This is a genomic window from Caballeronia sp. LZ008, assembly GCF_031451435.1.
Lineage (GTDB): Bacteria > Pseudomonadota > Gammaproteobacteria > Burkholderiales > Burkholderiaceae > Caballeronia > Caballeronia zhejiangensis.
On sequence record NZ_JARUXK010000002.1, the window covers coordinates 156,880 to 176,699 of the forward strand.

The 19,820-nt window shown below is 64.5% G+C and carries 24 protein-coding genes; 9 read left to right on the forward strand and 15 right to left on the reverse strand.

Going from position 1 to position 19,820, the window contains the following annotated elements:
- Positions 1 to 4: 4 nt before the first annotated feature.
- From QCE49_RS15070 to QCE49_RS15100, 7 genes are read right to left on the reverse strand one after another with little or no spacing between them, the layout of a single operon-like run.
- Entirely contained in the window at positions 5 to 1,294 is a 1,290-nt protein-coding gene (locus tag QCE49_RS15070) for an MSMEG_0569 family flavin-dependent oxidoreductase (protein ID WP_008345715.1), read from the reverse strand.
- A 30-nt stretch (positions 1,295 to 1,324) separates the two neighbouring features.
- Positions 1,325 to 1,609, reverse strand: coding sequence for an MSMEG_0570 family nitrogen starvation response protein (locus tag QCE49_RS15075; RefSeq protein WP_008345717.1), 285 nt, complete (start codon positions 1,607 to 1,609; stop codon positions 1,325 to 1,327).
- Between the two features lie 22 nt (positions 1,610 to 1,631).
- Complete coding sequence (locus QCE49_RS15080) at positions 1,632 to 2,582, reverse strand: sll0787 family AIR synthase-like protein (RefSeq protein ID WP_250458499.1); 951 nt, start codon at positions 2,580 to 2,582, stop codon at positions 1,632 to 1,634.
- Positions 2,579 to 3,139, reverse strand: coding sequence for an MSMEG_0567/Sll0786 family nitrogen starvation N-acetyltransferase (locus QCE49_RS15085; protein WP_008345722.1), 561 nt, complete (start codon positions 3,137 to 3,139; stop codon positions 2,579 to 2,581). The genes QCE49_RS15080 and QCE49_RS15085 overlap by 4 nt, the downstream gene beginning before the upstream one ends.
- A gap of 1 nt (position 3,140) precedes the next feature.
- A complete protein-coding gene (locus QCE49_RS15090) occupies positions 3,141 to 4,211 on the reverse strand; it encodes an MSMEG_0568 family radical SAM protein (protein WP_250458501.1) in 1,071 nt (356 codons plus the stop codon).
- The gene (locus QCE49_RS15095) at positions 4,204 to 5,211 is read right to left on the reverse strand and encodes a Nit6803 family nitrilase (protein WP_033535685.1); all 1,008 of its coding nucleotides are present in this window, start codon (positions 5,209 to 5,211) and stop codon (positions 4,204 to 4,206) included. The genes QCE49_RS15090 and QCE49_RS15095 overlap by 8 nt, the downstream gene beginning before the upstream one ends.
- Positions 5,212 to 5,216: 5 nt before the next feature.
- The gene (locus QCE49_RS15100) at positions 5,217 to 5,699 is read right to left on the reverse strand and encodes an MSMEG_0572/Sll0783 family nitrogen starvation response protein (protein ID WP_008345727.1); all 483 of its coding nucleotides are present in this window, start codon (positions 5,697 to 5,699) and stop codon (positions 5,217 to 5,219) included.
- Positions 5,700 to 6,100: 401 nt separating this feature from the next.
- Here QCE49_RS15100 and QCE49_RS15105 point away from each other — a divergent pair, with 401 nt between their 5' ends.
- The gene (locus tag QCE49_RS15105) at positions 6,101 to 7,492 is read left to right on the forward strand and encodes a PLP-dependent aminotransferase family protein (protein WP_008345729.1); all 1,392 of its coding nucleotides are present in this window, start codon (positions 6,101 to 6,103) and stop codon (positions 7,490 to 7,492) included.
- Positions 7,493 to 7,506: 14 nt separating this feature from the next.
- On the opposite strand, the gene QCE49_RS15110 is transcribed toward QCE49_RS15105, so the two are convergent.
- Both QCE49_RS15110 and QCE49_RS15115 read right to left on the reverse strand, forming a co-directional pair.
- Positions 7,507 to 8,718, reverse strand: coding sequence for a DUF2252 family protein (locus QCE49_RS15110; protein ID WP_250437863.1), 1,212 nt, complete (start codon positions 8,716 to 8,718; stop codon positions 7,507 to 7,509).
- A gap of 62 nt (positions 8,719 to 8,780) precedes the next feature.
- Positions 8,781 to 9,800, reverse strand: coding sequence for an FUSC family protein (locus tag QCE49_RS15115; protein WP_250442203.1), 1,020 nt, complete (start codon positions 9,798 to 9,800; stop codon positions 8,781 to 8,783).
- 158 nt (positions 9,801 to 9,958) lie between these two features.
- Between QCE49_RS15115 and QCE49_RS15120 the strand changes: the two genes are divergently transcribed.
- The gene (locus QCE49_RS15120; protein ID WP_250458503.1) at positions 9,959 to 11,086 is read left to right on the forward strand and encodes a major royal jelly family protein; all 1,128 of its coding nucleotides are present in this window, start codon (positions 9,959 to 9,961) and stop codon (positions 11,084 to 11,086) included.
- Positions 11,087 to 11,104: 18 nt separating this feature from the next.
- Here QCE49_RS15120 and QCE49_RS15125 read toward each other — a convergent pair whose 3' ends face one another.
- The 3 genes from QCE49_RS15125 to QCE49_RS15135 all read right to left on the reverse strand — a co-directional run bounded on the left by QCE49_RS15125 (position 11,105) and on the right by QCE49_RS15135 (position 12,320).
- The gene (locus QCE49_RS15125; protein WP_250458505.1) at positions 11,105 to 11,323 is read right to left on the reverse strand and encodes a hypothetical protein; all 219 of its coding nucleotides are present in this window, start codon (positions 11,321 to 11,323) and stop codon (positions 11,105 to 11,107) included.
- 109 nt (positions 11,324 to 11,432) lie between these two features.
- Positions 11,433 to 11,777 (reverse strand): response regulator, encoded by a 345-nt coding sequence (locus QCE49_RS15130; protein WP_008345740.1) that lies wholly within the window; start codon positions 11,775 to 11,777, stop codon positions 11,433 to 11,435.
- A 105-nt stretch (positions 11,778 to 11,882) separates the two neighbouring features.
- Positions 11,883 to 12,320 (reverse strand): CBS domain-containing protein, encoded by a 438-nt coding sequence (locus QCE49_RS15135; RefSeq protein WP_250458508.1) that lies wholly within the window; start codon positions 12,318 to 12,320, stop codon positions 11,883 to 11,885.
- Positions 12,321 to 12,460: 140 nt separating this feature from the next.
- On the opposite strand from QCE49_RS15135, the gene coxB reads away from it, so the two are divergent.
- From coxB to QCE49_RS15170, 7 genes are read left to right on the forward strand one after another with little or no spacing between them, the layout of a single operon-like run.
- The gene (gene coxB, locus QCE49_RS15140; protein WP_250458518.1) at positions 12,461 to 13,417 is read left to right on the forward strand and encodes a cytochrome c oxidase subunit II; all 957 of its coding nucleotides are present in this window, start codon (positions 12,461 to 12,463) and stop codon (positions 13,415 to 13,417) included.
- Entirely contained in the window at positions 13,414 to 15,336 is a 1,923-nt protein-coding gene (ctaD, locus tag QCE49_RS15145; protein WP_034471079.1) for a cytochrome c oxidase subunit I, read from the forward strand. Before coxB ends, ctaD begins: the two co-directional genes overlap by 4 nt.
- A complete protein-coding gene (locus tag QCE49_RS15150; protein WP_175982175.1) occupies positions 15,333 to 15,962 on the forward strand; it encodes a cytochrome c oxidase subunit 3 in 630 nt (209 codons plus the stop codon). Before ctaD ends, QCE49_RS15150 begins: the two co-directional genes overlap by 4 nt.
- On the forward strand, positions 15,959 to 16,294 hold the full coding sequence (locus QCE49_RS15155) for a hypothetical protein (RefSeq protein ID WP_033535647.1): 336 nt from the start codon (positions 15,959 to 15,961) through the stop codon (positions 16,292 to 16,294). Before QCE49_RS15150 ends, QCE49_RS15155 begins: the two co-directional genes overlap by 4 nt.
- Positions 16,273 to 17,199: a cytochrome c oxidase assembly protein gene (locus QCE49_RS15160; protein ID WP_250458520.1), complete on the forward strand. Its 927-nt coding sequence runs from the start codon at positions 16,273 to 16,275 to the stop codon at positions 17,197 to 17,199. The genes QCE49_RS15155 and QCE49_RS15160 overlap by 22 nt, the downstream gene beginning before the upstream one ends.
- Positions 17,200 to 17,203: 4 nt before the next feature.
- Entirely contained in the window at positions 17,204 to 17,566 is a 363-nt protein-coding gene (locus QCE49_RS15165) for a cytochrome c family protein (protein WP_008345748.1), read from the forward strand.
- A 2-nt stretch (positions 17,567 to 17,568) separates the two neighbouring features.
- Positions 17,569 to 18,846: a cytochrome c gene (locus tag QCE49_RS15170; protein WP_250437854.1), complete on the forward strand. Its 1,278-nt coding sequence runs from the start codon at positions 17,569 to 17,571 to the stop codon at positions 18,844 to 18,846.
- A 6-nt stretch (positions 18,847 to 18,852) separates the two neighbouring features.
- On the opposite strand, the gene QCE49_RS15175 is transcribed toward QCE49_RS15170, so the two are convergent.
- The 3 genes from QCE49_RS15175 to QCE49_RS15185 all read right to left on the reverse strand — a co-directional run bounded on the left by QCE49_RS15175 (position 18,853) and on the right by QCE49_RS15185 (position 19,813).
- Positions 18,853 to 19,026, reverse strand: coding sequence for a hypothetical protein (locus QCE49_RS15175; protein ID WP_008345750.1), 174 nt, complete (start codon positions 19,024 to 19,026; stop codon positions 18,853 to 18,855).
- Between the two features lie 72 nt (positions 19,027 to 19,098).
- Positions 19,099 to 19,302, reverse strand: coding sequence for a CsbD family protein (locus QCE49_RS15180; protein ID WP_250458522.1), 204 nt, complete (start codon positions 19,300 to 19,302; stop codon positions 19,099 to 19,101).
- Between the two features lie 46 nt (positions 19,303 to 19,348).
- Positions 19,349 to 19,813 carry a hypothetical protein gene (locus tag QCE49_RS15185; RefSeq protein WP_008345752.1) on the reverse strand — a complete coding sequence of 155 codons (465 nt, stop codon included), beginning with the start codon at positions 19,811 to 19,813 and terminating at the stop codon, positions 19,349 to 19,351.
- Between the last annotated feature and the right edge of the window lie 7 nt (positions 19,814 to 19,820).

Consider the following 19,820-nt stretch of genomic DNA (forward strand, 5'->3'; position numbering starts at 1 on the left):
TCCTTTACGCGCACGCGATCGACGCGCGCTCCGGCGCGTTTGCCCGCTCGGCGCACACCGCATCGACGATGTATTGCGCATCGCGCGCCACGCCGGAGAAGCGGCCCGAGCCCCACGTATGCAGCCACGGCAAGCCGACGAAATAGAGGCCCTTCACCGCCGTCACGCCGCGCGTATGCGATGGATAACCGCGTCCGTTGAACACCGGCGCATCGAGCCACGCGAAGTCCGGCGTGAACCCTATGCACCATACGATCGATGTGATCCCGCTCGCCTGCAGGTCGAGCTCCGCGCGCTCTTCCTGCGGCTGCCAGATGGGTACATAAGGCGCGGCGGGAGGCGCGTCGATGCCGTGCTTCGCGATGAAACCGTCGATGCTCGCGTTGATGCGGTTATAGGTATCGTCGGCGTCATCGAGATTCGCGCGCAGGTTGGTCGCGAAACGCAGCTTGCCGTCACGGAAGTCTTCGAGCCGGCCAAACAGTTCCATGCCTTCGAGCGCGAAGCGGCGCAGATCGATGTCGCGTCCGCCGTCGCGGCCCGTGACGTAATGATTGGTGTTGTCGCGCACGCCTTCGCGCAGCGGATGATCGGTCACGGGCATGTCGTAATAGCGCATGTCCGCGAGCCAGTCGACGACATCGCGACCGCGATGAAACCGCGCGCAACGCGGCGCCTCGCCGACCGCGAGATGAACCTTGCGTCCCGACAGATGCAGATCTTCCGCGATCTGCGCGCCTGACTGACCCGAGCCGACGACGAGCACCGCGCCGGGCGGCAGCGCACCGGCGTTGCGATATTCCGATGACTGCACCTGCACGATGTCAGCGGGCAGACGCTCGGCCATGCGCGGCACGATCGGCGTGTGATAGCCGCCCGACGCGACCACGATCTGATCCGCCGTGAACGCGCCGCGCGTGCTCGTCACGGCGAAGCGTCCTTGCGCGTCGCGCGTGACGCGCGTGACCGCCGCGTCCTCGAGCACCGGCGCATTCACCTTGGCGATGAACGCATCGAGATAGTCGATGATCTCGTCCTTCTTCATGAAGCCGTGCGGGTCCGCGCCCTGATACGGATGCCCCGGCAACGCGCATTGCCAGTTGGGCGTCACGAGGCAGAACGTGTCCCAGCGCTGCGTGCGCCATGTGTGCGTGACGCTGTGCTTCTCCAGCACGAGATGATCGATGCTGGCTTGCTTCAGGAAGTAGCTGGCCGAAAGCCCGGCCTGTCCGCCGCCGATGACGATCACGCTGTAATGCGCCGGCGCGGTCTGTGCTGAATCGATGTTCGACATATTCAATCCCTCTACCATTCGACAAGTGAGTCAATCGAGCGCCAGCACGGTGACGCGTGCCTCGTGCGCTTCGCTGAAGCGGCTCGCATCCTCTTCGATGCGCGCAAGCTGATCGAGCGCGGCCGAGCACGCGAAGCCGTATTTCTCCCGCACGCGCTCCGAGCCGATGTGCAGCGCCTCGCGCGAACGCGCGACGAAATCGCCGACGCTATAGCTTTCGCCTGCCGCGAAATACTCGCCGACGACCGTCGAAGGCGAATAGCAGTTCGCCTCGACGCCGTCGGGCCAACGAATCAGAAAATGCATCACTGGCATGGTGTAGCCTCGGTTGCGGGGTTCATCGCGCGCATATGAACGGCGCCTCGTGCAGGTTCCATAGCAACGCGGCATCGCCGTCGCGCGTCAACACGACTTCACGCGATGCATCCACTTCGCCGATCACCGCGCTCGCGAGGTCGCGCGAAGCAAAGCGCGCGAGCACTTCATCGACCTGTTCGGGACGCACGGACAGCACGAAGCCGAAGCTCGGAAACGCCGTGAGCCAACGCTCGAAATCGACGCCTTCGGGACAGGGCAACGCATCGAGATCGATGCGCGCGCCGGCCTTCGAGCATTCGAGCAACATCAGCGCGGTGCCGAGCACGCCCGCCATGCTGATGTCCTTCGCGGCATCGCACAGGCCGTCTTCGGCTAGCGCGGGCAGCAGTTCGTAATCGCCGCGCGCGCGGCCAGCAGGCGCGCCGACCGATGCATTCCAGAACGGATAAGGCTCCTCGAAACGGCCGCGCAAATCGACGGCCATCACGAGCGCATCGCCGGGGCGCGCGTCGAAGCTCGTCAAAAGCTTCCTGGCCCGCCCGACGATCGCCACCGCGAGCTGCGCGCCGTCGCTGCGCACGTTGCTATGGCCGCCGACGATCGGCACGCCATACGCCGACGATGCCGCCGCCATGCCCGCGAGCACCTCGGATGCCGCTTGCGCGTCGCCGCTCCACAGCGCATCGACGACGGCGATCGGACGTCCGCCCATCGCGTAGATATCGCTCACGTTCACCATCACGCCGCTGTAGCCCGCGAACCACGGCATCGCGCGCACGAAGTCGCTCACCAGCCCTTCGATGGCGAAGAGCAGATAGCCGTCGCCATCGGGAATCGCGGCGCAGTCGTCGCCTATCGGCACGGCCTGAGCGCCTTCAGGCAGCCGCGACAACACGCCCGAGATATCGCTCTTGTGACGAAAGCCGCGACTCTCGCGCAAGCGTTCGACGAGACCGGCCAGCGCGTTCACGACGGCCTCCGCGCCAGCGCGACGAATCCGCTTTGCGGCGTGACGCACGGCGGATACGCATCGAGTTGCGCGCGCATCAGATGATGCGGGCGGCCGAAGAGCGTCTCTTCCCGCTGCGTGTCCCAGCGCAGACGCCGGAAAAGCGGCACGTTCTGCGCCTGCACATGCGCGAGAAAAGTCTCGCATCCGAGCGCGTGTGCGCTCGACACCGCGAGCCGGATCAGCGTCGAGCCGATCTTGCCGTGCGAACGGAAAGCGGCGTGCACGGCGAGCCGCGAGCCGAGCCACACGCGCGGCTGCGTCTCGTGGATGCGTACCGTGCCGACGACCTGCTCCGGCATGCCCGCGACGCAACTCAGCGCAACGAGCAGTTGCGCGCGTTCGTCGATCTCGTCGCGATCGTCGCCGACGAACACGCCCTGCTCGATGCAGAACACCGCGCGGCGCAGCTTGTACGCTTCATCCGCTTCCCACGGCAGCGTCGCCCACTTGACGCGATATTCGACCGGCGTATAGGCGAGATCGAATGCATCGCCCTCGATGGCTTCGACGAACATGTCACACCTCGTACGAAGAAAGCGACGAGCACGCGCCGCATTTGCCGCAGCCCGCTTTGATATCGGCGGAACGCATGTTGGCGTTTGCGAGCATCGCGCCGATGGGCGCCAGCACCGAGCGCATGAATTCGGGCGTGGGCGCGGGATGATCTTCGAGCGGCGTGCCGCTGATCGGCACGAAGGGCACGACGAACGGATACACACCGAGCGCGATGAGCTCGCGCGCCGTATCGACGATGGCCTGCGCGCTGTCGCCGAGCCCCGCGAGAATGTACGTGCTCACCTGTCCGCGTCCGAATACGGCGACCGCCGCCCCGAAGGCTTCCATGTAACGCGCGACCGGCACCGTCGCCTTGCCCGGCATGATGCGTTCGCGCACGGAAGGCGTCACCGCTTCGAGATGCATGCCGAGCGTGTCGATGCCGCTTGCCTTCATGCGCTCGAACCAGCGATCGTCGTCGGGCGGCTCGCATTGCGCCTGGATCGGCAGATCGACCGCGGCCTTGATCGCGAACGCGCTTTCGCAAAGGATCTGCGCGCCGCGATCGGATGTGGGCGGCGTGCCGGTCGTGAGCACCATATGCTTGACGCCATCGAGAAGCACGGCTGCGCGCGCGACTTCGGCAAGCTGCTCCGGCGTCTTGCGCGCGATCGTGCGCCCCGCCGCGAGCGACTGGCCGATCGCGCAGAACTTGCACGACTTGCGCCGGCTCTCGTAGCGGATGCAGGTTTGCAGCACGGTCGTCGCGAGCACGTCGGCGCTATGCAGCGTCGCGATGTGCGAGTAAGGCACGCCGTCGAGCGTCTGCATCGCATAGAAGCGCGGCGTCTTCGGAAAGCTGATGCTCGCGATCGGAATGGTGTTGCGCATCAGCGCGCTTTTGCCGTTCGCATCGGGCTCCCCGGCGACGAACGGCGATTCCCACGCGGTGCTCGTATGCACGGGCACCATGATGGTCACGCCATCGACCGTGACCGCCTTGTGATCCGACGGTCCCGCGCCGCCGCGCCGGCTCGACACGCCCGCGCGCGGATCGACGAGCCGCAGGCCCGTCGACTGAAGCTCAGTCATCAATTGCCGTGTCGATGCCGGCAGGTTCTCTCGGGCGCTCATCGTGTTCGGTGTCCTTGAAGGAAGTGACGGGCGATGCCGGGCGATCGTTGATCGCGAGGCTCAGCAGTTCGGGCCGTGCGTAATGACCGACCGAATCCATCATGCGTTTGCGCTTCGTGATGAGCGCCATGTCGAGATCGGCGATCACCATGCCCTCGCCTTCGCGCAAAGGCTCGGCGAGATGCTGGCCTTCGGGCGAGACGATCGCCGTGTTGCAGCCGCCGCGCAGCGCGCGTTGCAGATTCGGGTCGGGCGTGACGGCTTCGATCTGCGCATCGGTGAGCCAGCCCGTCGCGTTGACGACGAAGCAGCCCGATTCGAGCGCGTGATGGCGGATCGTCACTTCGATCTGCTCCGCGAAGATCGGACCGACCAGCGAGCCGGGGAACTGGCTGCAATGGATCTCTTCGTGCTGCGTCATCAGCGCATAGCGCGCGAGCGGGTTGTAGTGCTCCCAGCACGCGAGCGCGCCGACTCGTCCGACGCCCGTTTCGACGACCTTGAGACCGGCTGCGTCGCCTTGTCCCCAGATCATGCGTTCATGAAACGTCGGCGTGATCTTGCGGCGCTTGAGCAGCAGCTTGCCGTCGGTATCGAAGATGAGCTGCGTGTTGTACAGGCTGCCGTGATCGCGCTCGTTCACGCCGAGCACGACGACCATGTTCGCGAGCCGCGCGTGTTCGGCCACCGCCTGCGTGACCGGCCCCGGCACCACGACCGCTTCCTCGTAGAGCTTCATGTGATCGGCGCCCGATGCCACCGGCGCGCGCACGAACGAGAAATACGGGTAATACGGCACGAAGGTCTCGGGGAACACGATGAGCTGCACGCCCTGCGCCGCGGCTTCGTCGATGGCCGTGCAGACGCGGTCGAGCGTGCCGTTCGGACGCTCGAAGTCCGGCGTGATCTGCACGGCGGCGGCGCGCACGATGCGCTTTTTCGAAAGGGCATCGGCCATGATCGTCACACGGTCCACGTATGGATGACGAGCGCATTCTCCTTGCGATGAAGCAGCTGGAGATCGAGCACGTCGAGCGGGTTGATCGGACGAATGCCTTCGATCAGCGAGGCTTCGCCGTGTCCGTAAAGCGCCTGCAATGCGAAGCGGCACGCGTACACCTTGCCGCCTTCGGCCATGAACTTCTGCAGTTGCTTGTTGAAGTTGAGATGGCCGGGGAAGGCTTCGTCGCCGAGCGTCGGAAAACCGCGTTGCAGACCGAGCGTGACGCCGGGACCGTAGAGCAGCACCGACGTATCGAAACCCTTGCGTTGCAGACGCGTGGCCTGCAGCATGTTCACGAAGCCGATCGAGCCTTCGAACGCAACCGTATGAAACGTGACGAGCGCCTTTTCGCCGGGTTCGGCCTTCACATCCTCGAAGACTTTCTCTTCGTAGTCGACCAGAAAGTCGCCGTTCTTGTGAAGCGGTTGATTGACTGCGGGCATGGCATTCTCCGATGTATGGGTTCGCGAACGAGCCGTCGCTCTCGATCGTGGTCGATCGCATTCATCGCGACGGCGAACGCTAAAACGCAACGGATATGCCAATGATTGGCCCGCGAAATGCAATCACTTTGCAATCAAGCAAAACGATCTTGCATGCGCGAAGCGAAACTTTTTTGCGGAAGCCTTGATTCACGGGCCTTCGCGACGCGCCGCCTCGCTCATGCCCGCCTACCCCACGCACGATTTCAGCGCAGAAAAGCGTGTGCATGGTGCGCGGCACACCGAAGCCGTGCATCGATGCGATCAATGCAATCAAGTGCGATCAACGCATGCGATCTCTTTGCGATCGATTGTTTTGTCATGCTAAGGTCATCCGAACCATCGCCGGAGACATCGCGGTCATGAATCAGCTTGCGCATCACTGGGTCAGGAAGCTCGAAGACAGCAGAAAGCCCGCTTATCTGACGATTCCCGATCTGATCGAGGAAGACTTGGCGAGCGGCCGGCTTCGTCCGAGAGACCGGCTGCCCGGTCTGCGCGACCTCGCCGATCTGCTCGGGCTCAACTACACGACCGTCGCGCGCGCGTATGCCGAAGCGCGCAAACGCGGCCTGCTGGATTCACGCGCGGGCAGCGGCACGTTCGTGCGCGGCAGGACGCAGACCTTGCCGCTCGCGGGCGGCAGCAGTGTCGAGATGTCGATGAACATGCCACCCGAACCGCCCGCGCTCGCGGCGCGGCTGCGTGCATCGGCGGCGAGTCTGATGGAACGAGCCGATCCGTTTCAGTTGCTGCGCTATCAGGACTTCGGCGGCACGACGGCGGATCGCGTTGCGGGCCGCGAGTGGCTCAAGGCACGCATTCCCGATGTCGATGTCGATACCGTGCTCGTCTGTCCCGGCATTCATGGCGCGCTCGTCGCGCTCGTTTCGCAGCTTGCGCGGCCGGGTGAAATGATCTGTCTGGATTCGCTCGCTTATCCGGGGATCAAGGCGATCGCATCGCAACTGGGCGTGCGTCTGCAAGCCGTGTTGCGCGACGATGAAGGGCCGCTGCCGCATGCGTTCGAGGCATTGTGCAGAACGGAAAAGCCCGGCGGCTTCTATTGCAATCCGACCTTGCAGAATCCGAGCACGTTGACGTTGACGCGGCAGCGGCGCGAAGCGCTGGCCGATGTGGCCTTGCGTTATAACGTGCCGATCATCGAGGACGAGCCTTATGGCATGTTGCCTTGCGATGCACCCGCCACGCTTGCCGAACTCGCGCCGGAACTCACGTATCACGTAACCGGCTTATCGAAGACGCTTGGCGCGGGGTTGCGTGTCGCGTATCTGAAGGCGCCGACGTCGCGGCAGACTCAGCGCATCGCGGGAGCGTTGCGGGCGACGTCGGTCATGCCGAGCCCGTTCACCGTGCTGCTCGCAACGCAATGGATCAACGATGGCACCGCCGCCGACGTGCTCGATTCCATTCGCGATGAAGCGGCGGCGAGGCAGGCTATCGCGTCGGCGGAGCTTCGAGGTCTCGCCTTCGACGCGGATCCGCAAGGGTTTCATCTCTGGCTGCCCGTGCCTTCGATGTCCGACTGGAGCGCGCCGGAACTCGCGTTGCAGTTGCGCAATCAAGGCATCGGCGCGGTGGCCGGCGCCGCGTTCTCTACCGATGGCAATCCGCCGAATGCGCTGCGGCTGTGTCTCGGCGGGCCACAGGATCGCGAGGATTGCCGCGAAGCGCTAAGGCGCGTGGCGGACATGATGGCCGATCCGCATCATCTGCATATGCCGATGCTTTGAAGCGATGCGTACCCTCACGCGTCGGTCGCGTAACGACGGCAATGCTCGAGGTAGCCCGCTTCGTGGCTGCTCACCAACTGCACGATGCTGTTCCAAAGCCATAGCGGCGCGTCGATGGTCTTCGATCGATTGCGGCCGAGTTCGGCTCGCCACTCGCGCTTCGTTGCGTCGTCCATCTGACGCGCATGCGCCTTGCCTACGACACCCGCGAGATAGTGCGCGACGTGCATCGCGTCATCCTTGCCGAGTTGCTCGATCTCGAGTTTCATGTCCTGCGGCAACAACTCGCGGATCACCACGCCGCGATCGAGCAGGCGGGCCGCGCGCATGCGTTCACCGAGAAACGGCGACAGGTTTCGCGCGCCTTCGAGGACGCGCAAGGCGTTGTCGCGCGGCATCGCGACGTCGTCGTAACGGGGCGCGGCGGCCTTCACGCCTTCCTTGATGTCCATCAGACACAGGTCGTCGCCTTCGACGACGCCACCATCGACATCGAGCAGGACCGCATAACGCAGACGGCCGAGCGAGCTGCAACCCTTCACCCAGTACGCCGCGTCCAGCACGACGATCTCGCCCGAATCCTTGCGTCCCTTCAGGCTCGTCGGCAGGCTTGCGATGTCCTCATCGGCGAAGAGCGCTTCGATCGCCTTTCGCTCGTCTCCGGCAAGCGGCCAGAAGCGTTTGCCCAAGGGAATCGTCGGATGCAGGTCCTCGATGCGCTCGCGCGCGAGATGCTGCCACGATCGATGCACGGCTTCCTTCATCGTCACGTGAACGGGTTCGGGACGCTTGATGTCGATGACTTCATCCGCGAATGCCGATTCATATCCTGCGGCCAGCGCCTCGATCATTCGCACGACGTTCAGCCCCGACAACGATGATCCGCGCGCAGCCGTCGCAAGCGACAAGCCCAGACGAACGACGTCATGCACCGGGTTGCCGATCACCGTCTGATCGAGGTCGCGAATCTGGATTTCAACTTTACCTTTGGCATTGGCAATCGGTCCGAGATTGCCCGTGTGGCAGTCGCCGCAAATCCACACCGCCGGGCCGCGAGGCAACGAATCGCCGTTCGCCTCCATCACCCACTCATAGAATCGTTCGGTATTGCCCCTGACGTACGCGTGCGGCGAGCGCGCCATTTTGCAACGGCGCAGTTCGGTCAGAAGCGCCTGCCGGTCATCGGGCGCGGGCATGCCTTTGTTCGCTTTGCTGTTCTTGCTCATATCCGATTGCCGTAGGTGGTCGGAAGACAGAGCAGATGGTGTGCCGTCGTCTTGCAAACGGCTTACGCGGATCGATCGAAGCGTGTTTCCAGCACGCCGGCGATATTCGCGAGATTCGCTTTGATCTGTTCCAGTGCGAACGACAGCGTCGACAACGCCTGCAACTGCCGTGAGTCGTTCGCGTAGCCGAGAATCACGTTCGCGATATCCGATTGGACGGCAGCGGACGCATCGTTCAGCGGCCCGAGGAAGCGTTCGGCAGGCGGCAGCGGTGCGCCGCCGCGCATCCATGCAGCCAGTGCCTGCAGATAGCCGCTTGCGCAATCGCGCACGAGTTCGATGCGCTCCGCGAGCGGCTCCGTTTCCTCGTTCGTCAGCCAGCCGCATTGCGATTGCCCGATGCGATCGAGCAGCACCAGTCCATGCCATAGCGTTTCGAAAGCGACGAGCGCGGCGCCGAGCGACGATCCGGTTTCGAAGCGCGCACGCACGCGCGTCTCGCCGCAGACCGCGCGCGCTTCGACGAGATGGCGCAGAAAGCGCTCATGCAGCGCATCGACGCGTTCGCGGTTTTCGAGCGGACCGAGGATCGGCATCGTCGCGAGCAACGCACGGCAGTCATCGAGAAGCTCGCCCATGATCTCGAAGGCGCGCGAACGCGACAGTTGCGGCCACACGCTCGACGACACACCGATGCCGATGGCCGCGCCCAGCGCGATCGCTTCGGCGCGCGACACCGCGCCTGCAACGCCCGCCGATGGTTCGAGCGCGAGCGCCGCCGCCACGACGATGCTGTAGTTCGTCGTCGGGAAGAGCGTCGACGCAAGGCATGTGACGAGCGTCGCGAGACCGAGCCGCGGGAAGGCATCGGCGGCATCGGGAAAGAAATGCAGCGTCGCGAGGCCCACCACGGTGCCGATTGCCGCGCCGATCATCTGGCCTACGCCGTACTTGAGGCTTCGGTCGAAGCTCACCTGCAGCGCGAACAGACTGGAAAAAACGCCCCACGTTGTACTCGATGAACCGATGAAATTCATGCACGCATACGTCAGCACGCTCGCGATGAGCGATTGCACGCACATGCGCAGCGCATCGAACCGGCCGATGCGTCGGGGGCGTCTTCGTATGATTGTCAATTCGGCTTGAGTCGCTGAGAGGTTTGCACGATGCGAGCATCGCCTGTGCCCATGCCACGGCATTGCGATTGCTGAAATGGCGCATCCCCGAATCGGAGCCGATCATGAGACCGCTCGTCAAAACCCTCCTCGTTCTGAGCCTCGCCGCCCTCTCGCCGATGGCCAGCGCAGAGGAAACCGCCAGCCGACACGACCGGCAAGGCGGCGATGCCAGGCTTCAGCTCGTCGCGACCTTCGAGCATCAAGTGACCGGCGTCACCGTGACGCCCGATGGCCGCACCTTCGTCAACTTTCCGCGCTGGACGGAAGACGCGCCGATATCCGTCGCCGAGCTCGGCAGCACCGGCGATCTGCGACCCTATCCCGATGCCGATTGGAATAGCTGGCGCAATTCACGTCGCGATGAAGTCACGCCGCAGGATCACTGGGTCTGCGTTCAGTCCGTCGTCGCGGACAAGCGCGGCAATCTCTGGGTCATCGATCCGGGTGCGCCGGCGCAGTCGCTCGTCGTGCCGGGCGCGCCGAAGCTCGTGCAGATCGATCTGGCATCGAACCGCGTCGCGCATGTCTATTCGTTCGATGAAACGATCGCACCGCAAGGCAGCTATCTCAACGATGTCCGCCTCAGCCCGGACGGCCGCTTCGTCTATATCACCGATTCGGGCGTACGCGGCGCGATCGTCGTTGTCGATACGGCGTCCGGCTCGGCGCGCCGCGTGCTCGACGGCGACCCGAGCACGCAGGCCGACAAAAGCGTGACCGTGAAGGTCGACGGCAAGCCGCTGCAGCAGACCGACGGACGGCGCGTGAGCTTTTCCGCCGACGGCATCGCGCTGACGCCCGATGGGCGCTATCTGTACTGGCAGGCGGTGAAGGGCAAGACGCTGTATCGCATCGCGACCGACGCGCTTCAGAACGCGCAGTTGAGCGCGCAGCAGGTTTCGTCGCGCGTCGAAGCGGTCGGCATCGACGGTCCCGCGGACGGTCTCTGGTTCGACGAGCGCGGACGGCTTTACGTGTCGTCGGTCGAACATCACGCGATCCGCGTGCGTGACGGCGATCGCTTCACGACGCTGCTGCGCGACAAGCGTCTCGTCTGGCCCGACACGTTCTCGGAAGGCGCGGACGGCACGATCTACGTCACGGATTCGCGCATTCCCGACATGAACTGGTTCGATCCGCAAAGCCCCGTCGCGTTACCGACGCGGCTCTATGCGATCAGGGGACGCTAACGAATGCCGTCTTCGTCGCTAGCTGACGAAGACGATCTCCTGAACATATGAACTGCTGCAAGTGAAATGGGCGATGCGTCCGATGCGCAAGTGAAGAAGCACTTGCTCGAGTCCGTGGACTTCCCTGCCGTCCTTCTGCTGGCCGACGACGTTCGCGCGGCTCGCCTCGGGCCCGTTGCGCTTCAGATCGATGATGCGGCGGATGGCGCCCTGCGTGTTGGTGAAGTATCGGTTCATGAAGGCGCACGTGCGTTGTCGTGCTGCGATCGTAGCGTCGCTCACCTCAAGCGAATGTTATGCAGGATACGTAGCCGCGCGATCCGCGCAACGTCGCACACACGGCGCCTCAGCAGCTTCGGATGACATCCGTGAGTTCCGATGCGGTAACGGGCTTGCGCAGATAGCCGTCGAATTGACGCGATGAATCCATGTCGAATCCGCGCGTACCGGTCACCGCGACGATGCACGCCTCCGTCGATGCGCCCGCGCAGCGCACGAATTCGCAGAGCTTGCGTCCGTCGATATCCGGCAAGCCGATATCCATGAACACGGAGTCGTAGCGAGTCTGGCCTGTCATGCGCAGCGCCTCGCCGCCGGTACGCGCGACGTCCGCGTGATGGCCGAGCGAGGCGGCCAGTTCGGCGAAAGCCGCGGCGACGTTTGCATCATCTTCGACGAACAGAAACAGCATTGTCGATTCCGGCCGATTGCGGCCGGCTCCCGGTGTTTGAAGGGACGCGCATCCTGTCGCAACGCGAGCAAATCCCGTACCGCTCGGACGGACTTCGACACGACGCTATTTCCGTTCATCGCGACTCGGCACGGACGGCGTCGATATCGCGCCGAGCGTCGACGCAACTTCGCCGTCCGACCATGTCGCGATATCTCCCAGCGCAAGCATCCCGACGAGTTGCTTTTCTCCGTTCACGACGGGCATACGGCGTATCTGCAACCGTTCCATCCGGCGCATCGCGTCTTCGATATCGTCGCTCTCGAAGCACCATTCCACCGGCTCGCTCGCCACTTCCTGCACGGCGCACGAAGCATCCTTGCCCGCCGATACCGCGCGAACCACGATATCGCGATCCGTCACGACGCCCTTGAGCCGCGTGCCGTCGCATACCGGCAGCGCGCCCACGTTCAATTCGTCCATCAGCTCGGCCGCGCGGCGAATCGTGTCGCCCGACGCGATCGCCTGCACGTCTCGTGTCATTACATCGGCTACCTTGGTCATGACATTCTCCCGTCTGAATCACGCTGTTCTCGCGATGAGAGAAACAGCATCCGTCATGCCCCCGTCTCGCGTCAGCGTGCGGCACGCCGATTGCTAAACAGGTCGCACGTCCGCTTTCTGTCCATAGAGACGATGCACCCATGCAAAGCGCATTGACGCCCGCAGGCATTCAAGCCAGCCGCATTCTCGACCTGTGGCATCTGACGCTGGCCGTCTGCTGCGTTGTGTTCGCGGCGATTCTGCTCGCGTGTCTCATCGCGATGATGCGCGCGCCTCGCGCGAATCGCGCAACGCCTGCGGATCTCTCCGCTGTCGGGCATCGCGAGCCGCGCGTGCGCTTCTGGGTCGTCGCCGCGACGGGCGTGTCCACGTTTCTGCTCTTCGGTCTCGTTCTCGCCGATGTCCTCACGGACCGCGCGCTCTCGCGCCTGCCCGTCGACAACGCGTTGCGCATCGAGATGACGGGTTATCAATGGTGGTGGCAAGTGCGCTACGCGAGCGATGGCGACGCGCCCGGCTTCACGCTCGCCAACGAACTCCATGTGCCGGTCGGACGGCCGGTGGTCGTGTCGCTGAAAGCCGCCGATGTGATCCACACGTTCTGGGTGCCGAATCTTCATGGCAAGAAAGACATGATTCCCGGCCGCGATGCGACCATCGAGTTTCGCGCGGACAGGGCGGGCGTGTATCGCGGACAATGCGCCGAGTTCTGCGGTTACGAACACGCGTTGATGGCGTTTCAGGTCATCGCCGATCCGCCTGCGCAGTATGAAGCGTGGGCCGCCCGTCAGCGCCAGCCGTCCATCGCGCCATCGGACGACATCGCCGTGCGCGGCCGCGACGTGTTCATGAGCCAGGACTGCGCGCGCTGTCACACCGTGCGCGGCACCGAAGCGCAAGGCACGATCGGCCCCGATCTCACGCATGTCGCGAGCAGGCAGTTCATCGCGGCCGGGACGCTTTCCAACAATCGCGGCAATCTCGCCGGATGGATCGTCGATCCGCGCGCGCTCAAGCCCGGCACCGTCATGCCGCCGACGCGCCTGCCGCCCGCCGATCTGCAAGCGCTGCTCGTCTGGATGGAGACGCTCAAATGAGTGAAGCACCGCTGACAGACGGTCCGCACGCATCGCCCGAAGTGCGCGATGCGCTCGCGAAAACCTGGAGCGATCCGCCGGGCTTCATCGGCATGTTGAGCGCGGTCAATCACAAGACGATTGCGCGACGCTTCATCGTGACGACCTTCGTGTTCTTCGTGCTCGCAGGCTTGCTCGCACTCGCGATGCGCACGCAGCTCGCGCGTCCGGATCAGCGGCTGATCGGCCCGAACCTCTACAACGAACTCTTCACGATGCACGGCACGACGATGATGTTCCTCTTCGCCGTGCCGGTGATGCAGGCCGTCGCCGCGTACCTCGTGCCTTTGATGATCGGCGCGCGCAGCATCGCATTTCCGCGCATGAACGCGTATGCGTATTGGGTGTTCCTGTTCGGCGGCTTGCTGCTGTTCGCCGCGCTCGCCGTGAACACCGCGCCGAACACCGGCTGGTTCAGCTACGTGCCGCTCGCCGGTCCCGACTACTCGCCGAACAAGGGCACGGACATCTGGGCGCAGATGATTACCTTCACCGAGCTTTCCGGCCTGCTCGAAGCGGTGGTTCTCATCACGACGATCTTCAAGCTGCGCGCGCCCGGCATGTCGCTCAACCGCATGCCGCTCTTCGTTTGGGCGACGCTCGTGACGCAGTTCATGGTGATCTTCGCGATGCCCGCCGTCATGCTGTGCAGCACAGCGCTGATTCTCGACCGCCTCGTCGGCACGCATTTCTATAACCCGGCGAAGGGCGGCGACGTTTTGCTGTGGCAACACCTCTTCTGGTTCTTCGGCCATCCCGAGGTGTATCTGATCTTCATTCCGCCGCTCGGCTTCATCTCGTCGATCATTCCGACGTTCGCGCGCCGCCCGATATTCGGCTATCCGGCGATGGTGCTGTCGCTCATCGCCACGGCGTTTCTCGCCTTCGGGCTGTGGGTGCATCACATGTTCGCGACGAACATTCCCGAGCTCGGCAAGAGCTTTTTCACGGCGGCGAGCCTGATGATCGCGATTCCATCGGCGATACAGATCTTCTGCTGGATCGGCACGCTATGGACCGGCAAGCTCAATCTGCGCGTGCCGCTATTGTTCGTCCTCGCGTTCTTCTTCATCCTCGTGATGGGCGGCATGACCGGCATCATGGTCGCGTCGGTGCCGCTCGACCTCCAGGTTCACGATACGTACTTCGTCGTCGCGCATCTGCATTACGTGCTGCTCGGCGGCGCGGTGTTTCCGCTCTTCGGCGCGTTCTTCTACTGGTTTCCGAAATTCGCGGGACGCTTGCTCGACGAGCGGCTCGGCAAATGGCAATTCTGGCTGTTCTTCATCGGCTTCAATGTGACCTTCTTTCCGATGCATCTGCTCGGACTCGAAGGCATGCCGCGGCGCGTGTGGACGTATCCGCACGGCATGGGCTGGGACGGCATGAATTTCACGGCGACGATCGGCGCTTACATGATCGCGTTGAGCGTGCTGCTTTTCATCGTCAATGTCGTGAAGACGATGCGCAGCGACGAACGCGCCGCCGCCGATCCGTGGGGCGCGGGCACGCTCGAATGGAGCGTGCCGTCGCCGCCGCCGCCGCATAACTTCGATGCGATTCCGGTCGTGCACGGACGCGATCCGCTGTGGGAGCCGTCCGCGCAACCGGCCTTCGTCGCGGGTCTCGCCGCCGATGCGCGCGAAGTGCTCGTGACGAGCGTGCTCGATGCGCAGCCCGATCATCGGCCGATGTTTCCGACGCCCTCTCTGTGGCCGTTCGCAAGCGCCGTCGCCACGACGATTCTGTTCATCGGCTCGATCTACACGCCGTGGGCGATCGTATGGGCGTCGCTGCCGGTCGCCGTGGCGATGATCGGCTGGTTCTGGCCGAGTCGCGGCGAGAACCGGCTCGCGGTCGCGCGGGAGCGCCGGCCATGAACGCCGAAACGCGCCGCGAAGCGCACGGCACCGGCGAGCTCGTGCTCGACGTGCGCGCGTTGCCGACCTTCGCCTTCAGTCACCGCAGCCTCATGTGGTGGAGCACGGCCGGCCTGATGCTGATCGAAGGCACGGTGTTCGCCATCGCGGTGATGATGGTCTTCTATCTGCGCACGCGCGCCCCCGCCTGGCCGATGGCGGCCGAGCCACCGCGTCTTTTCTGGGGCACGCTCAACACGGTCGTGCTGCTCGCCAGCCTGTGGCCGAACCAGCTCGCGAAGAACGCGGCGGAACGTGGCGATCGCCGGAAAGCGGCGATCTGGCTCGCGGTGTGCCTGGTCGCATCGGTGATTTTCCTCGTGATACGCGGATTCGAATTCGCATCGCTCAACGTGAGCTGGTACGCGAACGCGTATGGCTCGGTCATCTGGCTGCTGCTCGGTCTGCACACGACTCACCTCATCACCGATACCGTCGATACGGCCGTGCTCACGGTGCTGCTCTTTACGGGGCCGTTCGAGGGCAAGCGGCTCGTCGATGTCAGCGAAAACGCGCTCTATTGGTACTTCGTCGTGTTGAGCTGGCTGCCGATCTACGGCGTCATCTATTGGGCGGCGCGGCTATGAAAACCTGGCTCGCGCTGCTCGGCGCTCCGTTCATCGTTCTCGCCTGTCTCAGCTTGAACTACGCGCTGGTGACGCCCGCGTGCCGGCTCGGAGGCCATGCGTTGCTCGACGGCGTGAGCGGCGCGAGCGCGATCGTCTGCGTGGCCGCGACGCTGCTCGCATGGCAGCGCTGGCGCGACGCGCGGCGTAAGCTCGCCCTGCCGACGCCCGATACCGGCGACCGTCCGGCACGCGCCGGTTTCATCGCGGCGGTGGCGGCCGGTGTGGGCGCGCTGTCGGTGCTTTCCGTGATCGCGATTTCGATACCGCAATGGCTACTGTCCGCCTGCTGAAATGCGCGCTGCCTTGCGTGCTCCTGTCGTCCGCCGATGCGTATGCCCACGTCCCAGCGACGGAGGCATCGCCGCTCGCGTGGACGTTCGAGCCGTGGATCGTCGCCGTGCTGGCGGCGAGCCTGACGCTCTATCTCGCCGGCTATCTGAAGCTGAACAAGCGCGGCGCGCAAGGCCGTCGCGAGCGGACCGCGAAGCTGATCGCGTTCGCCGCCGGATGGTCGACGCTCGTCGTCGCGCTGGTTTCGCCGCTGCACGCATTGAGCGAATGGCTCTTCTCCGCGCACATGCTGCAGCACGAGCTCTTCATGCTCGTGGCCGCGCCGCTGCTCGTCATCGGCCGGCCGCTCGCCGTGTGGCTCTGGGCGTTTCCCGCGAACGCGAGAGCGCGCATCGGCGCGGCGACGCGTTCACGCTGGATCAAACTGCCATGGCGCTTCCTGACCTTGCCCGTCGTCGCGTGGACGTTGCACGCCGCCGCGCTGTGGTGCTGGCACGCGCCGCGCTTCTTCGAGGCGGCGCTCGCGCGCCCCGGCATCCACACGCTTCAGCACGCCAGTTTTCTGGCGAGCGCGCTGCTGTTCTGGTGGACGGTGTTCGGCCGCGCATCGGAGGCGCAGGGCGCATCCAATGCCCACGCGATGCTTTCCCTCTTCACGACGATGGTCCACACCGGCGCGCTCGGTGCGCTGCTGACGCTCGCGCCGGGTGTCTGGTATCCGTCGTGCATCGAGACGACGCGCGCCCTCGGCTTCGATCCCTTGCAGGATCAGCAACTCGGCGGTCTGGTGATGTGGGTTCCGGGCGGGCTTGCGTATCTGATCGGCGGATTGCTCGTCGGCGCGCGCTGGCTGATGCGGCGGCCGCCGCCGCGCGCCGTCGCCGACGTGGCCAGCGAAGGATGAGCACATGCACACGACTCCAATCGCGCTCCTTCTGATCGCTACGCTCGCCGCTTGCCAGGGCAAGCCGCCTTCGGCCGACGCGATCACCGGCGGCAATCCGCGACACGGCCTCGATGCGATCCAGCGTTACGGCTGCGGCGCGTGTCACCGGATCGACGGCGTGCCGGGCGCTTACGGCAAGGTCGGACCGACGCTGCAAAACATCGGCGAGCGGGCTTATGTCGCGGGCAAGCTGCCGAACACACCGGAGAATCTGCAGACATGGATCCGCTTTCCGCAGCGCATTTCACCGCAGAGCGCGATGCCCGATCTCGGCGTCGGCGAAATCGATGCGCGTGACATCGCCGCATACCTGTATCACCAATAACGATGAACGTATCCCGCTTCCTCTCCGTTCTGCTTCTGTGGCCGCTCGCCGTCATGGCGGACGACAGGGCGTCGCCATCGCCCGAACTGATTGCGCGCGGCGCGTATCTCGCCAAAGCCGCCGACTGCGCCGGATGCCATACCGCGCCCTCGAACGGCGCGCCGTATGCGGGCGGGCTCGAGATGACGTCGCCGTTCGGCACCATCGTCAGCAGCAACATCACGCCGGATCGCGAGACGGGCATCGGCACATACAGCTACGAGGACTTTGCGAAGGCGTTGCGCGAGGGCGTCGCGCCGGGCGGCAAGGGGCTTTATCCCGCGATGCCCTATCCGGCGTTCGTGAAGATCAGCGACGACGATCTGCGCGCGCTCTACGCCTACATGATGCATGGCGTGCCGCCCGTGAATCACCGGCCGCCGGAAACGAAAGTACCCTTTCCGTTCAATCAGCGCTGGGCGTTGCCTCTGTGGCGCATGGCGTTCGCGCCGAAGCAGCGGTTTGAACCGCACGCCGATCGCGATGCGAGCTGGAATCGCGGCGCCTATCTCGTGCAGTCGCTCGGGCATTGCGGCTCGTGCCACACGCCGCGCGGGATCGCATATCAGGAACGCGGATACGACGAGTCATCGAAAACGTTCCTCTCCGGCGGCGTCAACGACAATTGGTTCGCGCCGAATTTGCGCGGAGATTCCGGCTCGGGGCTCGGGCGCATCGCACAGGACGATATCGCCGCGTTTCTCAAGACGGGCCACGGCGCGGGCATGGCCGCATTCGGCAGCATGGTCGAAACGATCGAGGACAGCACTCAATACCTGACCGATGACGATCTGCGCTCGATCGCCGTCTATCTGAAGACGCTGCCCGCGACCGGCGCGGCGGACGGCGTGTTCGATCCGTCGCTTGCGTCGCCGGGACGTCTCAAGACGCGCGCGCCCGACGTTGCGCCCGAACAGGGCGCGGCGGTCTATGCGGGGTTTTGCGCGCAGTGTCATCGAAGCGATGGCAAGGGCGTGCCGAATGCGTTTCCCGCGCTGGCGGGCAATCCCTCGGTCATCAGCGAAGATACGACCTCGCTGATCCGGCTGCTCGTCGAAGGCGGCAACAGCCCCGCGACGATCCACGGCCCGCCACGTCAGGCGATGCCGCCCTTCGCCGGACGCCTCACCGACGTACAGATCGCGCAAGTGCTTACGTATGTGCGCGCGTCGTGGGGCAACGACGCGCGCCCGGTCACGGCCAACGACGTGGGATCGTTTCGCGCGACCATCCACAAATGACGTGCGTTACTCCGGCGTGCCCGCGCCCTCGTTCGGCTTGACTTCGGAAAGGTCGTCCTTCCGCACTTCGGCTTCGCGCACGGTCGTGCCTTCGTCGTCCGTTTCGGAGACATCGGTGGTGAAGGTTTCGTCGTCGGAGGGCTTCTGGTCCTGTCCGCTTTGCTGGGATGGCGTGCTCATGTTCGATGCTCCTTACGGTTGCGGCGGCCGCACCATACGGCCACTCTTGTTTCAACGCTTGCGCGCTATCGATTACTCGTTGGTCGGATCGCCCGGGTCTTCCACGCCCTTTTCGATGTTGTCCTTCTGATCGCCATAGTCCTTGCGATTGGCGCCGTTGGTAATTTCGACATCGCCTTTCACCTTGCGATCTTCATTGCGCGTCACGGTGCCGATGGCCGTATCGGTCCAGCCTTTGATCTGTTCCTTGATCCCTTCCCTTTGATCCTTGTTCATCGTGTGCTCCTGTGTGATGGACAAATGGCGATGACAGCCGATGCCTTCAGCGCGCCGCGCGTCCGCGAATCAGCGCCGCGATCGCGAAGCCTGCGCCGAGCGCGACGTAGGTCATCGCGAGCGAGCGCTTCGACAGATGAGCTTCGAAGCCGGGCGTGACTCGTTTGGGCACGGCGTGGTAATCGACGACATAGGCGACGAGCGCGGTCGTCGCGGCGGCGGCGACGATCGTCGCCGGCCGGGAACGCGGTCCGCATAACGACTCGAACAACACGCCCCAGAAAGCCGCGCTTCCCATGTGAATGGTTGCGCCGAACGCGCTGTATCTGAAGCTCGGTTCTTCATGCCAGATTGCTCTCGGCCATAAGCAGTGGGATACGGCGTTGATCGCCGCGTATGGCTCGTGTCCCGCGCGAACGGCCGCGGTCGACGCGGCGCAAGCCGAAGCCAGTCCCGCAGCGGAGCCTGAATAGATGGCCCGCTTCATCAGGTCGTCGAAATGCCCTTGCATGTGTGGC

What these genes read in the sequence shown, in the direction of transcription:
- QCE49_RS15070 (WP_008345715.1), bottom strand. Translation starts at nt 1,294, where the DNA reads ATGTCGAACATCGATTCAGCACAGACCGCGCCGGCGCATTACAGCGTG.
- QCE49_RS15075 (WP_008345717.1), bottom strand. Translation starts at nt 1,609, where the DNA reads ATGCCAGTGATGCATTTTCTGATTCGTTGGCCCGACGGCGTCGAGGCG.
- QCE49_RS15085 (WP_008345722.1), bottom strand. Translation starts at nt 3,139, where the DNA reads ATGTTCGTCGAAGCCATCGAGGGCGATGCATTCGATCTCGCCTATACG.
- QCE49_RS15090 (WP_250458501.1), bottom strand. Translation starts at nt 4,211, where the DNA reads ATGACTGAGCTTCAGTCGACGGGCCTGCGGCTCGTCGATCCGCGCGCG.
- QCE49_RS15095 (WP_033535685.1), bottom strand. Translation starts at nt 5,211, where the DNA reads ATGGCCGATGCCCTTTCGAAAAAGCGCATCGTGCGCGCCGCCGCCGTG.
- QCE49_RS15100 (WP_008345727.1), bottom strand. Translation starts at nt 5,699, where the DNA reads ATGCCCGCAGTCAATCAACCGCTTCACAAGAACGGCGACTTTCTGGTC.
- QCE49_RS15105 (WP_008345729.1), top strand. Translation starts at nt 6,101, where the DNA reads ATGAATCAGCTTGCGCATCACTGGGTCAGGAAGCTCGAAGACAGCAGA.
- QCE49_RS15110 (WP_250437863.1), bottom strand. Translation starts at nt 8,718, where the DNA reads ATGAGCAAGAACAGCAAAGCGAACAAAGGCATGCCCGCGCCCGATGAC.
- QCE49_RS15115 (WP_250442203.1), bottom strand. Translation starts at nt 9,800, where the DNA reads ATGTGCGTGCAATCGCTCATCGCGAGCGTGCTGACGTATGCGTGCATG.
- QCE49_RS15120 (WP_250458503.1), top strand. Translation starts at nt 9,959, where the DNA reads ATGAGACCGCTCGTCAAAACCCTCCTCGTTCTGAGCCTCGCCGCCCTC.
- QCE49_RS15125 (WP_250458505.1), bottom strand. Translation starts at nt 11,323, where the DNA reads ATGAACCGATACTTCACCAACACGCAGGGCGCCATCCGCCGCATCATC.
- QCE49_RS15130 (WP_008345740.1), bottom strand. Translation starts at nt 11,777, where the DNA reads ATGCTGTTTCTGTTCGTCGAAGATGATGCAAACGTCGCCGCGGCTTTC.
- QCE49_RS15135 (WP_250458508.1), bottom strand. Translation starts at nt 12,320, where the DNA reads ATGACCAAGGTAGCCGATGTAATGACACGAGACGTGCAGGCGATCGCG.
- coxB (WP_250458518.1), top strand. Translation starts at nt 12,461, where the DNA reads ATGCAAAGCGCATTGACGCCCGCAGGCATTCAAGCCAGCCGCATTCTC.
- ctaD (WP_034471079.1), top strand. Translation starts at nt 13,414, where the DNA reads ATGAGTGAAGCACCGCTGACAGACGGTCCGCACGCATCGCCCGAAGTG.
- QCE49_RS15150 (WP_175982175.1), top strand. Translation starts at nt 15,333, where the DNA reads ATGAACGCCGAAACGCGCCGCGAAGCGCACGGCACCGGCGAGCTCGTG.
- QCE49_RS15155 (WP_033535647.1), top strand. Translation starts at nt 15,959, where the DNA reads ATGAAAACCTGGCTCGCGCTGCTCGGCGCTCCGTTCATCGTTCTCGCC.
- QCE49_RS15160 (WP_250458520.1), top strand. Translation starts at nt 16,273, where the DNA reads ATGGCTACTGTCCGCCTGCTGAAATGCGCGCTGCCTTGCGTGCTCCTG.
- QCE49_RS15165 (WP_008345748.1), top strand. Translation starts at nt 17,204, where the DNA reads ATGCACACGACTCCAATCGCGCTCCTTCTGATCGCTACGCTCGCCGCT.
- QCE49_RS15170 (WP_250437854.1), top strand. Translation starts at nt 17,569, where the DNA reads ATGAACGTATCCCGCTTCCTCTCCGTTCTGCTTCTGTGGCCGCTCGCC.
- QCE49_RS15175 (WP_008345750.1), bottom strand. Translation starts at nt 19,026, where the DNA reads ATGAGCACGCCATCCCAGCAAAGCGGACAGGACCAGAAGCCCTCCGAC.
- QCE49_RS15180 (WP_250458522.1), bottom strand. Translation starts at nt 19,302, where the DNA reads ATGAACAAGGATCAAAGGGAAGGGATCAAGGAACAGATCAAAGGCTGG.
- QCE49_RS15185 (WP_008345752.1), bottom strand. Translation starts at nt 19,813, where the DNA reads ATGCAAGGGCATTTCGACGACCTGATGAAGCGGGCCATCTATTCAGGC.